Genomic DNA, 13,423 nt, shown 5'->3' on the forward strand with positions numbered 1-13,423 from the left:
CTTATCGAACACCGTAGCGAGAGAATCGCTACTTCACGTCATCCAGCCGACGTGTCGCACGTTGTGTCCGAATTGCCCACCTGCCTCTCGGCGCCTCGGCGAGAGGCCCCTCGGAAGATTTCCGGGCCGATCATCCGAGGATTTCCGGTAGGGGTGCCTCTTCGCCGAGAACATGTTCGGACAGGAACGACAACACCACCTGGTACCAGATCTTCGCGTTCTGTGGGCTGAGGATCCAATGGTTCTCGTCCGGGAAGTAAAGGAAGCGGTGCGCCGTGCGGCCCTCGTCGTCGGCGGGCAGCCCCGACTCCGAGAGCAGTTCGTACCACAACCGCAACCCGTCGCCGATGGGAACGCGGAAGTCCTTGTCGCCGTGGATCACCAGCATGGGCGTCACGATGTCGGCGACGTAGAGGTGCGGTGAATTCTCCACGGCCATCTCGGGAGTCATCTCCCGCTGCCAGTACCAGGCGGCGTCCGTGGTGGGTCCGAACTGGTCCAGCGCCCACAGGCTCGCATGGGTGACGATCGCCTGGAATCGGTCCGTGTGCCCGGCGATCCAGTTGGCCATGTATCCGCCGAACGATCCGCCCATCGCTGCCGTACGCTTGTCGTCGATCTCGGGTAATGCCACCGCCGCATCGGTGATCGCCATGAGGTCGGTGAACGGCGCCTTGCCCCACTGTCCCCAGCCCCGCTGCACGAACTCCTGGCCGTACCCTGTGGACAGTGCCGGGTCGGGCAGCAGCACCGCGTAGCCGCGTGCCACCAGCAACCACGGGTTCCAACGCCACGACCACGTGTTCCACGAACCGAGCGGTCCGCCGTGCACCCACAACACCAACGGGACGGGTGCGTGCGCGGACGCGCCGTTCGGCAAGGCCAGCCAGGCCCGCACGGGCACCCCGTCGTCCGCGGTGGTCTCGACCTCGGTCAGCGTTCCGGGAAGCTCGGGGGAATCCTGCGGCGCCTGCAACACCGTGACCGCGCCCGTGGCGAGGTCAACGCGCACCGGGTGGGGCGGAGTCGCGTACGACGCCCGCAGGGCGAACACCGCGGATCCGTCCGGGGCCACGTGGATATCGGTGTAGGCGTAATCATCCGTCGTCACCGGCGTCGGTTCCGCACCGCCGCGGACAACGAAGACGGGCGCGCGGCCGTGGTCGTCGGCCGTCAGCACCAGCCCCGAGCCGTCGGGTAGCCACTGCACGGAAGTGGCCCAGCGGTCCCAGCCCGGTGCCACGTCCGCCACGGTTCGCGTCTCGAAGCTGTAGCGGTGCAGCGTGAATCGAGGTGCACCGTCCGGAGTCGCGTGAGACTCCCTGCTGAAGACCACGTACTCGCCGCCGGGCGAGATCACCGGATTCGACAGGTCGGCGGCGGGATCGTCGACGAGTGTCGTCCGATTCCCTGTCTCGGTATCGATGCGCACGAGGATCGTCCGGATGGAGGCCGTCGGACCGGGAACCGTCCAGGACGTGACGACGAAGGTACCGTCCTCGCTCAACGCGTAGTTCGCTTCACGCAGTGCAGGGCCGGGCATGGATGTGAGGTCGACGAGGTCCGTTACCGCCTCGTCCTGCGACGCGTCGCCCAGCGTCCCGGACAGCAGATGGGGAACGTCGGGTCCGAGGTCGTGGTCCCAGTACCGGATCGGGTAACCGGAGTGCAGGATCGCGGACACCTTCTTGTCCTTGCGCTCGGAGCGCAGGCGCTCGTCCTCGTCCTTCTCCCCCGACCGTCCCAGCACGCCGGTGGTCACGACGAACCGCGGAGCACACCGCGCCGCCCGCACCCCGGTGATCCCACCGCTCCGGTGAGCGATCACGGCCGCCTCACCACCGCCCACGGGGAGCCGCCACAGGGATTCGGGCAATTCCTCCTCGTCCTGCGTCGGCCGCGAGGACGTGAAGAGGAGGTCACCGTTGCTCGTGAACGCCGGATTGGTTTCACCGGTCCGCCCTCGTGTCAGTCGACGTGCCGCCCGTTCCCCGGTGGGATCGATCTCCCACAGCGCCGTGACGTATTTGGTCGCTTTCGCGTCGAGTGTCGACTGCGTCACGACGACACGGCGCCCGTCCGGGGACAACACCAGGCCGGCGAGGCGGCCGAGAGCCAGATAGTCGTCGAGATCGTCGAAAGGAGTTCCGGCGTGGAGTTCAGGAATCGCGGTCACGGTTCGTTGGTACCACGGACGCGCCGCGTGTCGTCGGACATCGCCGAGCGTCGCGCCGCCGAAGGGCCGAGACGTTCGATACCGCGCGTGGTCAGTCGATGAGCGGTGTGATCCGCGGCGGAATCTCGGTCAGGGCGTACGGCAGGCTCAGCACCGTACTCCAGGCCATCGCCTCGGCGGCGGCGTCCTCGAGGATGATGGTGCGGCCCGCTCTCACCACGTCGAGTTCTTGGTAGATCGGCGTCTTGGCGAGTTCTTCGCGCAACTTGTCACCGTAACCACCACCGGCGTACCAGACGAGCAGATCCACATTCGCCAGCGACAGCTGCTCGGTGCTGATCTCCGCGAAGTTGCCGGTGATCTGCTGGGTGACAGGAGGATTGACGAAGCCGAGGTCGGTGAAGAATCGCACCTTCGGGTCTTCCGGCCCGTACACCCCGAACTGCCCCGGACCCTTGAGTGCGCCCACGAGCACGGTCTTGCCGGCGAAAGACGGGTTGGCGGCTCGGACGTCGGCGTACTGCTTCTCCACCGCGGACACCAGTTCGGCTGCCTTGTCCTCCTTACCGAGGGCAGTGCCGAGAACGCGCGTCTGGTCCTGCCAGGGAACGCCGTAGTCGGCGAAACCCAATGGCTGCGCCACTGTCGGAGCGATGGCCCCGAGTTTGTCGTACTGCGCCTGCGTCAGGCCGGAGTAGGTGCCGACGATGAGGTCGGGCCCCACCGTCGCGACCTTTTCGAAGTCGATGTTGGTGGAGGCGGTGCCGACAATTTCCGGCTGCGCGTCGCCCAGCAGATCCTGCGCCCAGGGCCAGACTCCGTACGGGTAGTCGCCGTACCAGTCGAACGTGCCGGCGAGAGTGCCACCGAGAGCGAGAATTGTGTCGTGATCGTTGTAGCCGACGCTCACGATGCGCTGCGGATCCACCGGCACCTGGGTTTCCCCGTATTTGTGCGCCACCAGGGGTCCCGAGGGCTCGTCACCGCCCGAGTTCCCGGAACTGCTGCAGGCCGCGGCGAAAGCGAGCAATGCTCCCCCGGTACCGACGAGGAAACCGCGGCGGCTCAGGCCGGCTCTCTGTTGACCCAGGTTCATGCAGGCGACCCTCTCGTTCGCCGGGCGAAACGTTCGCTCCGGTTCAGGCTTGGCGAGCCTATCCTAAGGGATCCCTTTTGGGCTCTCGCCACATCGCCCACACTGCGGGGCCACCGTCGGGTATCCGGATCTCCCGCGTGACCTCGAAGCCGAAGCGCTCGTAGTACGGGATGTTTCCTTGCTTGCTGGACTCGAGGTAGGAGGGCAACCCTTCGGCGTCACAGCGGTCGAGCCGCGACTGCATCAGTGCCTTGCCGTAGCCACCGCCACGGCCGGCACCCGACGTCCCGATCGTCGCGAGATACCAGTGCCGCGGCTCCGCCGGGTGCGCCGAATCTATGGTTCCGCTCACTGCCGCACCGACGCCGAGGCGCCCACCGAATGCCTGCACCAGGCGCGGAAGGCTGAGAACCGACGACCACGTGGACTGCTTCCACCGCCCGGGCGGATCCCACATCGCGGCGCCGCGCACGACGCCGTCGGCATCGACCGCGAGTTCGGCCCCTCCGCCGGCAAGGTGGTGATATTTCATATCGGCCGCGAAGAGCAGCGGCAGTCCGTGTCGTCGGCGAGCCGGATCGGGCCACATCCACTCCATGACGGGGTCGTCGAAGAAGGCGTCGGCGAGGACCCGGGCCGACTCGGAGATGTCTTTCCTGCTTACGGCTCGAACGCGCACACCCATGCGTCGAGGGTACGGCCGCTGCGCGTCGCGCCGTCGTAATAATTCGGGGTCGGTCCGCTTCCCCGCGAGGATTCCTACGGATTCGGGGCGCCGATCATCTGGTGACGGGCGAGTTCGCGGTACAGCAGGCTGGTGGTCAAGAGTTCGTCGTGGGCACCCACAGCGGAGATGCGGCCGGAGTCGAGGACGACGATCTGGTCGGCGTTCTTCACCGTCGCGAGACGATGCGCGACTATGAGCACCGTCTGATCGGAGGCGGTGGCGTCGAGAGCGATCTGGAAGATTTCCTCGTTGCGGCTGTCGAGACTCGACGTCGGCTCGTCCAGCAGAAGCAGCGGCGGCTCGGTGAGAAGAACACGGGCGAGCGCAAGCCGTTGTCGCTCCCCGCCGGACAGGCGGACACCGTTCTCGCCGATCTGTGCGTCGAGACCCCTCGGCTCGGCATCGACCCGGCCGAGGAGGTCGACAGCTTTCAGCGCCGCGCGGCACCGCTCGTCGCTCACGTGCGGGGCTCCGAATGTGAGGTTGTCGCGGATACTCCCGGCCACGGCGGGCGAGTTCTGCTCCACGTACCCGATCTGCTCGCGCAGGACTGCGCGGGGCAACTCGGTGATGTCGATGCCACCGATGGCGATTCGGCCGCGGTCGATGTCGTAAAAGCGTTCGATCAGGGCCAGGAGTGTGGTTTTACCGGCCCCGGACGGCCCGACCACTGCGGTACGTGAGCCGCGCTCCACGCTGACGCTCACCCCATTCAGCACGGCATGCCCCGGCGTGTAGGCGAAGTGCACGTCGTGAAATTGCAGCATGGGTCCCGCTGTGTGCGGCACAGCGCGGTGGCGGATGGTGTCGGCGGCGTCCTCGGTGGGCACGCGGCGGATTTCGGTGATGCGTTGCAGGGCACCGAGCGCCCCTGCGACGGACTGCACCGCGGCGAATCCGACATTCACCGGGCCCATGAACAAGAACATGAAGAGAACGAAGGTCACCAACTCGGCCACCGTCATATTTCCCGCGGCCACCCGGAAGCCGCCGATGCCGAGGACGATCAGCAGCGACGCCTGACCCGCGGCCCGTCCGAGCGGTTGTATCGCAGCGCTCGACCGTGCCGCGCGCACGCCGACAGCGAATGCGGCTGCAGCCCGCTCGTCGAGCCGAGCCTGTGCCCGTTCGGTAGCGCCGTTGGCACGAACGACGGTGACGGCGGACAGTGTTTGGGTCAGATCTCCGGTGAGGTCGCCGAGGCGGCTCTGGGTGTCGAACATCAACTTGCGCAGTCGGTTGCCCACCAGCAGGGAGACGGCCACGACTATCGCGATCACCGTCACCGTCACCCCCGCGAGAACCGGGTCGAGGAGCAGCATCGCTGCCAGCGCACCGACCAGAACGAAGACGCCGCCGAGTGCATCGACGAGCCCCTCGGTCAGTGCACCGCGAAGCAGCGTCGTGTCCGATCCCACCCGGGAGACGAGATCACCGACATCACGGCGGCGGTACTCGCTGATCGGTAAGCGCAGCACGTGACGGATCAGATCGGTGCGGGCGCCGAGGACCACACCTTCGGCGGTCCGATGCAACAGGTAATACTGCATCGTCCCCACGCCGACTTCGACGGCCAGCAAGCCGACCAGCGCCCACCCCAGCCCGCCCCATGATCGTCCGTCGCTGACTGCGGCAATGATTCCGCCCACGACCAAGGGTTGCGCGAGACTCACCCCGGCCGCAGCCACCGACAACACCACCGCCGCACCGAGAAGCCGCCGATGCTCGCGCGCGTACGGCCACAACTCCCGAATACTGGGCCTAGTCGCCGTATCCGTGGTCCGTGCGTGCGCGGTTTCTGCGTGCGGTCTTCCTGCGTGCGGTCTTCCCCGATGCGACTCCACAGATCCCCCTGCTGCCCCGCCGACCCGTGCACTCCGCCGACCCCTGTACTTCGTCGACACCTGCACTCCGTCGACACCTGCACTCCGCACGAACGGGACGTTCGTTGCGTCAGATCGAACGAACGTACCGCTGGTACGACCCCGGGGCGAGGCCGACACGGGGCAGCCGGTCCGGCGGGGATGGAATCCACCTGATTTCAAGTACTGAGGGACGGGATCGGCACCCGTACCGTCTTCTCGGGTTGTCCGGGGAAGTACGCCCGGCACGGTGGAAGGAATTGTGTTCGTGACGAATGTGGACGACGGCAGAAGCGAGCAGCGACCGGCCGAACCGCCCGTCCCGCCCGGGGCGCGGGGATACGAGGGATTCGGCGGGCGTATCGGGCGAACGAGCGCCGAGTCGACTCCCTGGTGGGGTCCTGAGACCACAGCTCCGCCCGGCGCACCGAACATCGTCGTGATCCTGGTCGACGACATGGGCTACGCCGACATCGGACCGTTCGGCTCCGAAATCGACACCCCCAACCTGAACCGGCTCGCCGACAGCGGTTACCGACTGTCTAACTATCACACCACCTCGGTCTGCTCACCGGCTCGCGCGGCGCTGCTCACCGGCCTGAACCCGCACCGCGCCGGCTACGGCAGCGTGGCCAACTTCGATCCCGGCTTCCCCGGACTGCGCATGGAACTCGCCGACGACGCGCTCAGCCTCGCCGAGATTCTGCGCGCGAACGGGTATGCCACGCACGCGGTCGGCAAGTGGCATCTCGCGCGCGACACCAACCTCGCACCGGGCCGCACCCGTGACTCCTGGCCCCTGCAGCGTGGATTCGACAGCTACTACGGCTCGCTCGAGGGGTTGAATTCGTTCTACTACCCGAACGAGCTGATTTCGGACAACTCCGTGGTCGACGTCGAGGAGTATCCGCCGGACTACTACGTCACCGATGACATCACGGACAAGGCCGTCTCGCGGATCAAGAGCCTGCGCGCCCACGACGCCGACAAGCCGTTCTTCCTGTACTTCTCGCACATCGCGATGCACGGACCGCACCAGGCCAAGCCCGAAGACCTGGCCAAGTACCGCGGCCGCTACACGGAGGGCTGGGACGCAGTGCGACGCAGCCGCTTCGACGCGCAGCTCGAGGCAGGGTTCTTCCCGCCCGGCACCCAGATGGCCGAACGCAACACCGAACCCGGCTACGACGCGCCGCCGTGGGACGAGCTCACCGAAGAGGAGCAGCTGCGGTTCGCCCGGTACCAGGAGGTCTACGCCGCGATGGTCGACAGCATCGACCAGAGCGTGGGGCGGGTGCTCGACACCCTCGACGAACTCGGCGAGACCGACAACACCATCATCGTGTTCACGTCCGACAACGGTGGCACCGCTGAGGGCGGCGCGGCGGGAACGCGTTCGTACTTCAGCCAATTCGTGCACGGACCGGTCCCGTCGGACTGGGTGCGCGACGTTCCGCACGACGAGGAACTGATCGGCTCGGAGAGGATCGGCGTCCACTACCCGCGCGGCTGGGGGCAGGCGTCGAATACCCCGTTCCGGTTCTACAAGGGCCAGACGTTCGCCGGTGGTGTCCGGGTGCCGTTCCTGCTGTCCTGGCCGGCCGGACTCGGGCGTGCCGACGGCGACACCGGACTGCGCAAGCAGTACTCGTACGTCACCGACATCACGCCGACGCTCCTGGATCTCGCTGGACTCGAAACTCCGAGCCACCGGAACGGGCTTCCCGCCCAGGAGCGTGACGGTGTCAGTATCGCCGACGTTCTGCGTGACGCCGCGCAGCCCACCCCGCACACGGAGCAGTACGCCGAGTTCGGTGGTCACCGCGGGTTCTACCGGGACGGCTGGAAACTGCTGTCGCTGCACACGGATCCGACCCGGGTCGACGATCCGCAGTGGCAGCTGTTCGACGTCGAGTCCGACCCGGCCGAGACCACCGATGTCGCACATCTGTTTCCCGAGAAGGTGCGCGAACTCGCCGAGGCCTGGGACCGGGCGGCCTGGCACAACACGGTGTTCCCCATCCTGAACGACCGCAAGGCCGTGCAGCGGCGCCCCGACGAGCGTCGGCTGGCAGAGCCGGTGAAGATCCTCGCGGGCACGCCGACGCTGGAACGCTATCGGTCCAGCGTGCTGATCCAGTACCGCGACTTCACCATTGACGTCGCCACACACGAGATCACCGGGGACGACGAAGGCGTGCTCGTGGCCCACGGCGACCCGCACGGCGGATACGTGCTCTACGTCGAAGACGGCCGAATTGTGTTCGCCATCAACAGCTACGGCCGGGTTGCGCATACCTCCGCGCCCCTCGGCGCGGCTGTGGTGGGCGTGCAGGTGCGGGCACAGGCCACCGAATCCGTCCGGTGGAACTTCACCGTCGCCCTCACCGACTCGGCCGGGGTCAAAACGGACGTGGCCACCCTCGACGACCAGTTCCAGCTGGTCGGCATGGCGCCCTGGACCGGGATCTCGGTAGGCGTCGACGCCCGCGGACCCGTGGTGTGGGAGCTTCGGGAACGCCGCGGGACTTTCCGCTTCACCGGCAGACTGCGATCGGTCACCTACACCCCCGGTACGGTCCGTGTGCCCGAACCGGTCATCCAGGAGGTCGAGGAATTGGCAGAGGCGATGGCCGACTGAGGTCGCCGCCGCTGCCGCTCGAATCCTACTTTCTTCCAGGTCCCCCTCGATGCAGCGGGAGCGGCCAACTCACAGGGTGATCCACGTAGCGGAGGCACGACCGAGTTCACGTTCGTCGGCTCCGTAGGCCGTCGTCGCAGTCCACACCTTGCGCCCTTCGGAGCCGATCAGTCGGCCCGTGATCACGCAGTTCTCGCCAGGCTCGGGCAGCGCCGATATCCGAGCGGTGATTCGGCCCAGCACCATGGGTCGATCTTCGATCGGTGCGGCCCAGCCGCCAGGGCAATCGAGCGCCGCCCACACGAAAGCCGCCTGCCCCGCGAGGTCGGGGTCGACACACCACACGCACGCGGTGCTGCCGTCTGCGATCCGGCCGGGGAACAGGCGCATGCCATCACCGGATGCGCGGTCGGGGCCGCACACGAAACATTGCGGGAACGGATGACGGTCTCGGCCGGGATAGTTCTCGGACGAGGCACGAGCAACGTCGAGGCCCACTGCCGCGACCTGTGGTAGCTCGTTGACAGTGGCCGACTCGGCGTCGGCAATGGTCGTGCCGTCCCGGTCCTGGGCGCTGGAGCGCCCTTCGCTCCTCACCACCTTCAGTGGAACTTCCAGCGGTGGCGGTGTGCGCAGGGTCACGGTCACCGGACCCGCCGGGGCGTCGTCGTGATCCAGCGTCGCGGCTAGAAGTCCAGCGACGTACCCGCCGTTGCCCGACGCCGTGGGGCCGCGAAAACGGTGAGGTACGAGCAGGACCATGCCGTCCACACTATCCCCGGAGGGAGGAGTGCGTCCGGTCAGTTCGTGCCGTGCACGAAGGTCCGGAGCAACCGTGCGCCGAGAAGAACGACACCCACCGCGAACACGGCGGTTACCAGGGAGATGCGCGCCGTGCCGTCCAGGGCAGCCGCACACAACCGGTACAGCTCCTCCTCCGACACGGCCTGTCGACCCTCCGGCGTGACTGCGAGGCTTTCCCGAGGAGTGGGTGAAAACGGCGATCCACACTCGACGAACGCACCGTTGGAATCGTCCAGCGGGTAGTCGAGCGCACCGAAATACCAGGCGGCACTGATCCACATCAGGAATGCGGCGAGGAGAAGCGTCGCGGCCGCGCGGAACGGGAACCGCCGGCGCACGGCTCGAGCAGGTGGGTCTGCAGTCACCGCCCCATCATGACCGCACGAGGAGAGTAACGGGGAACGCCGGCACACACTGACCATGCAGGCCCGATTACGCCCAACCGCCGTGCAGCCGGGTCTACGGTGGGTGTACCACGGCGGGGAGTCGCCGAACACGTGGAGGCGGGAAGGTCTGCGATGACTGATGACGACGCGCATCTCCAACCCGCGGTCGCTGCAGAATTCTCGGCACTCGCCGATCAACTCGAGGCACTCTCCGACGCACGGTGGGACACGCCATCGCTCTGCGAAGGGTGGAGGGTGCGCGAAGTGATTGCCCATCTGACCATGGCGGCGCGCTATTCAGGCGACGAATTCATGGCCAAGTTGCAGGACTGCCAATTCGACTTCACCCGGCTGTCCAACCAGATCGCCCGGGAGGATGCCCGCCTCCCGGTAACCGAGCTCGTGGACAACCTGCGTTCCGAGGTGATGCAGCACTGGACACCGCCGGGCGGCGGTTATCACGGCGCCCTCAACCACGTGGTAATCCATGGCCTCGATGCCACCGTGCCGCTCGGATGCACCCGCCGGGTACCCGACGAGACCATCCGGGCCGTGCTGGACGATCTCACGCATGGCGGCGGACACGCTCGCTTCGGCATCGACATCGAGGGCCGGCGGCTGGTGGCCACGGACATGGACTGGGCATTCGGGTCGGGTACCGAACTCCTCGGCTCGGGCGGAGACCTCGCCCTCGTAATGTGCGGCCGGACCGTGCCCTCAGGACGAGTCGCGGGCCTCCCGCTGTGAACACCCATTGGCTGACGAAGGAGCCGACGACGATCCGCGCGCCCTCCGAAGTCTGGGATCACACGGAAGTCTCGGACTACACGGTGGCGTCGACCAGCAGCGTGGCGCCCGTTGCCGCCTGCACCTCTTCGATGCTGTGGCCGGGCGCGGTCTCGACGAGGCGCAGACCGTTCGCCGTCACGTCGATGACGGCAAGGTCGGTGACGATCTTCTGTACGCACCGCTTGCCTGTGTACGGCAGCGTGCACTCCTCGAGAATCTTGTGCTCACCCTTCTTGGTGAGATGATCCATCATCACGATGACCTTGCCTGCACCGTGAACAAGGTCCATGGCGCCGCCCATCCCCTTGACCATTGCCCCGGGAACCATCCAGTTGGAGAGGTCGCCGTGGCTGCTGACCTGCATGGCGCCGAGAACGGCCACGTCCACGCTGCCGCCGCGGATCATCGCGAACGAATCGGAGGACGAAAAGAACGCCCCACCGGGTGCCACCGTGATGGTTTCCTTGCCTGCATTGATCAGTTCGGGGTCGACCTCGTCCTCGGTGGGGTACGGCCCGACGCCGAGGATTCCGTTCTCCGAATGCAAGATGACGTCCTTGCCGGCCGGGATGTGGCCGGGGATCAAGGTAGGCATCCCGATACCCAGATTCACATACTGTCCGTCTTCGAGTTCTGCGGCGACTCGTGCTGCCATCTCGTTCCGCGTCCAACTCATGCCCGCACCGTCCTGTTCTCGATTCCCGTTTCCTGCTTACCGACCTCGACCACACGCTGAACGAAAATGCCGGGTGTGTGGACTTCGGCCGGATCGATCTCACCGGGTGCGACCAGGTACTCGACCTGCGCGATGGTGATGCGACCCGCGCCCGCGGCATCGGGGTTGAAGTTACGGGCCGTCTCGCGGTAAACGAGATTGCCGAGTCGGTCACCCTTCCAGGCGTGGACCAGCGCGAAGTCGGTGCGGATGGCCCGTTCGAGGACGTAGGCCTCGCCGTCGAATTCGCGCGTTTCCTTCGGCTTGCTTGCCACGGCGATACCGCCCTGGCCGTCGTAACGGATCGGCAGTCCGCCCTCCGCAACCTGCGTTCCCACCCCCGCAGGGGTGTAGAAGGCGGGAATGCCCGCTCCCCCGGCGCGCATGCGCTCCGCCAGCGTGCCCTGCGGAGTGAGTTCCACCTCGAGTTCGCCGCTCAGGTACTGGCGTGCGAATTCCTTGTTGGCGCCCACGTATGAGCTGATCGTGCGGCGGATACGGTGCTGCTCGAGCAGGAGCCCGAGACCGAAACCATCGGTGCCGCAGTTGTTACTGACGGTCTCGAGGTCGGTCGCACCCTGCGCGAGGAGGGCGTCGATGAGCACCGAGGGGATGCCGACGAGGCCGAAGCCGCCCACGGCAAGGGACGCACCGTCGGGGACATCGGCAACAGCCTCGGCCGCTGTTGGAAAGACTTTGTTGACCATGTGACCCAGGCTACCTGAAAATGTTCACACAGTGAACACCCATCCACATTGCGAACAAATATCGCCCCGGCTGTTGGCCCCATCACAGATTCCGCCTACTATGTACGTATAGCGGGCGACTGTTCACATCGAGAACGCGAGGATTTCATGCTGCACCTACCAGCGCACCGGGCTGGGCACGAAGCCAATGCGCCGTTGCTCTTCCCCGAGTACAAGACAACCCGGTTACGCAGTCCCAAGAATGACCTGATCCTGATTCCCCAGCGTCTGGGCGAGATCACGGGCCCGGTCTTCGGTGACGGCGATGTCGCCAAGGGCGAGAGCGACATGACTCACGCCAACGGTGGCGAGGCGCAGGGACAGCGCATCATCGTCCACGGGCGGGTCCTCGACAGCGCCGGCAAACCGATTCCCGACACCCTCATCGAGGTGTGGCAGGCCAACGCCGGCGGACGCTACCGCCACAAGAACGACTCCTGGCCGGCACCTCTCGATCCCCACTTCAACGGTGTGGCTCGTTGCCTGACGGACAAGCAAGGCCACTACGAATTCACCACCGTCAAGCCCGGCGCCTACCCGTGGGGCAATCACCACAACGCCTGGCGGCCGGCGCACATCCACTTCTCCCTGTTCGGTCAGGCGTTCACGCAGCGACTGGTCACCCAGATGTACTTTCCGGACGATCCGTTCTTCTTCCAGGATCCGATCTACAACTCGGTTCCCGAAGCCGCTCGCGAGCGGATGATCGCCACGTTCGACTACGACCACACCCGCGAGAACTGGGCGGTCGGGTTCAGATTCGACATCGTCCTGCGCGGCCGGGACGCCACCCCGTTCGAGCCGTCCACCGAGGCAGGGGGCCACTGATGATCGACACCCAGAATCCCGACGCACCCCGCTACCCCGTCTTCGCGCGCAGTCAGGACGAAGTGCCCTTCGGCGTCACCCCCTCCCAAACGGTGGGACCGTATGTGCACATAGGCCTGCTACCCCGCTGGGAGAACAGCGGCACCACTGTTCCCGAGGATGCGCCGGGACGCGTCGACGTCTCCTTCACGGTGCTCGACGGCGCCGGGCAGCCCATCGTGGACGCGATGATCGAGACGTGGCAGGCCGATGCCGAAGGCCGCTTCGACACTCCCTCCGATCCCCGCGGTGCGGCGGAGGCGACTCCGGCCGGTTTCCGGAGTCTGGCACGAGTATTCGCCGACGACACCGGCACGATCGTGGTGCACACGGTCAAGCCCGGCGCTCTCCCCGCGGAGAACGGCACCGCGGAGGCGCCGCACATCAACGTCGGTCTCTTCGCCCGCGGAATGCTCGAGCGTCTCTACACCCGTCTCTACTTTCCCGAGGACACCGAGGCTCATGAAGCGGACCCCGTCCTCGCCGCCGTTCCCGAAGCGGACCGTCCGAAGTTGATCGCCGCGAAGACCGATCGCGGGTACCACCTGACGATCCACGTGCAGAATGCGGAAGGACGGGAAACGCCGTTCTTCGCCCTGTAACCGATCGGTGAA

Annotated in this window: 12 protein-coding genes; 4 read left to right on the forward strand and 8 right to left on the reverse strand. The window is 66.5% G+C overall.

Annotated elements, in window-relative coordinates; all coding sequences use genetic code 11:
* Positions 1-130: 130 nt before the first annotated feature.
* The 4 genes from L1080_RS14145 to L1080_RS14160 form a co-directional block, all read right to left on the reverse strand.
* Positions 131-2,176 (reverse strand): S9 family peptidase, encoded by a 2,046-nt coding sequence (locus L1080_RS14145; protein ID WP_250771368.1) that lies wholly within the window; start codon positions 2,174-2,176, stop codon positions 131-133.
* 91 nt (positions 2,177-2,267) lie between these two features.
* The gene (locus L1080_RS14150) at positions 2,268-3,272 is read right to left on the reverse strand and encodes an iron-siderophore ABC transporter substrate-binding protein (RefSeq protein ID WP_159921377.1); all 1,005 of its coding nucleotides are present in this window, start codon (positions 3,270-3,272) and stop codon (positions 2,268-2,270) included.
* A gap of 58 nt (positions 3,273-3,330) precedes the next feature.
* Positions 3,331-3,957, reverse strand: coding sequence for a GNAT family N-acetyltransferase (locus L1080_RS14155; RefSeq protein WP_159921375.1), 627 nt, complete (start codon positions 3,955-3,957; stop codon positions 3,331-3,333).
* Between the two features lie 74 nt (positions 3,958-4,031).
* On the reverse strand, positions 4,032-5,744 hold the full coding sequence (locus L1080_RS14160) for an ABC transporter ATP-binding protein (RefSeq protein ID WP_250771365.1): 1,713 nt from the start codon (positions 5,742-5,744) through the stop codon (positions 4,032-4,034).
* Between the two features lie 394 nt (positions 5,745-6,138).
* Here L1080_RS14160 and L1080_RS14165 point away from each other — a divergent pair, with 394 nt between their 5' ends.
* Entirely contained in the window at positions 6,139-8,502 is a 2,364-nt protein-coding gene (locus L1080_RS14165; protein WP_250771558.1) for an arylsulfatase, read from the forward strand.
* Positions 8,503-8,571: 69 nt separating this feature from the next.
* Here the strand turns inward: L1080_RS14165 and L1080_RS14170 are convergent, their stop codons facing one another.
* Positions 8,572-9,264 carry a hypothetical protein gene (locus L1080_RS14170; RefSeq protein WP_201453555.1) on the reverse strand — a complete coding sequence of 231 codons (693 nt, stop codon included), beginning with the start codon at positions 9,262-9,264 and terminating at the stop codon, positions 8,572-8,574.
* A 38-nt stretch (positions 9,265-9,302) separates the two neighbouring features.
* A complete protein-coding gene (locus L1080_RS14175) occupies positions 9,303-9,671 on the reverse strand; it encodes a hypothetical protein (protein ID WP_159921371.1) in 369 nt (122 codons plus the stop codon).
* 153 nt (positions 9,672-9,824) lie between these two features.
* Here L1080_RS14175 and L1080_RS14180 point away from each other — a divergent pair, with 153 nt between their 5' ends.
* Positions 9,825-10,439, forward strand: a complete 615-nt coding sequence (locus L1080_RS14180) for a maleylpyruvate isomerase family mycothiol-dependent enzyme (RefSeq protein WP_250771361.1) — start codon at positions 9,825-9,827, stop codon at positions 10,437-10,439.
* A gap of 76 nt (positions 10,440-10,515) precedes the next feature.
* Here the strand turns inward: L1080_RS14180 and L1080_RS14185 are convergent, their stop codons facing one another.
* On the reverse strand, positions 10,516-11,157 hold the full coding sequence (locus L1080_RS14185; protein ID WP_159921367.1) for a CoA transferase subunit B: 642 nt from the start codon (positions 11,155-11,157) through the stop codon (positions 10,516-10,518).
* The gene (locus L1080_RS14190) at positions 11,154-11,903 is read right to left on the reverse strand and encodes a CoA transferase subunit A (protein ID WP_250771358.1); all 750 of its coding nucleotides are present in this window, start codon (positions 11,901-11,903) and stop codon (positions 11,154-11,156) included. The genes L1080_RS14185 and L1080_RS14190 overlap by 4 nt, the downstream gene beginning before the upstream one ends.
* 147 nt (positions 11,904-12,050) lie before the next feature.
* On the opposite strand from L1080_RS14190, the gene pcaH reads away from it, so the two are divergent.
* Positions 12,051-12,770: a protocatechuate 3,4-dioxygenase subunit beta gene (gene pcaH / locus L1080_RS14195; protein WP_250771355.1), complete on the forward strand. Its 720-nt coding sequence runs from the start codon at positions 12,051-12,053 to the stop codon at positions 12,768-12,770.
* Positions 12,770-13,411, forward strand: coding sequence for a protocatechuate 3,4-dioxygenase subunit alpha (pcaG, locus tag L1080_RS14200; protein ID WP_250771352.1), 642 nt, complete (start codon positions 12,770-12,772; stop codon positions 13,409-13,411). Before pcaH ends, pcaG begins: the two co-directional genes overlap by 1 nt.
* Positions 13,412-13,423: the final 12 nt, after the last annotated feature.

Origin of the sequence: Rhodococcus sp. MSC1_016 (genome assembly GCF_023667485.2) — a bacterium.
Classification (GTDB): Bacteria; Actinomycetota; Actinomycetes; order Mycobacteriales; family Mycobacteriaceae; genus Rhodococcus_F; species Rhodococcus_F oxybenzonivorans.

Excerpts from the sequence above, each read along its gene's own strand:
- L1080_RS14180 (WP_250771361.1), top strand. The coding sequence starts at position 9,825 with ATGACTGATGACGACGCGCATCTCCAACCCGCGGTCGCTGCAGAATTC.
- pcaG (WP_250771352.1), top strand. The coding sequence starts at position 12,770 with ATGATCGACACCCAGAATCCCGACGCACCCCGCTACCCCGTCTTCGCG.
- L1080_RS14185 (WP_159921367.1), bottom strand. The coding sequence starts at position 11,157 with ATGAGTTGGACGCGGAACGAGATGGCAGCACGAGTCGCCGCAGAACTC.
- L1080_RS14170 (WP_201453555.1), bottom strand. The coding sequence starts at position 9,264 with ATGGTCCTGCTCGTACCTCACCGTTTTCGCGGCCCCACGGCGTCGGGC.
- pcaH (WP_250771355.1), top strand. The coding sequence starts at position 12,051 with ATGCTGCACCTACCAGCGCACCGGGCTGGGCACGAAGCCAATGCGCCG.
- L1080_RS14190 (WP_250771358.1), bottom strand. The coding sequence starts at position 11,903 with ATGGTCAACAAAGTCTTTCCAACAGCGGCCGAGGCTGTTGCCGATGTC.
- L1080_RS14150 (WP_159921377.1), bottom strand. The coding sequence starts at position 3,272 with ATGAACCTGGGTCAACAGAGAGCCGGCCTGAGCCGCCGCGGTTTCCTC.
- L1080_RS14155 (WP_159921375.1), bottom strand. The coding sequence starts at position 3,957 with ATGGGTGTGCGCGTTCGAGCCGTAAGCAGGAAAGACATCTCCGAGTCG.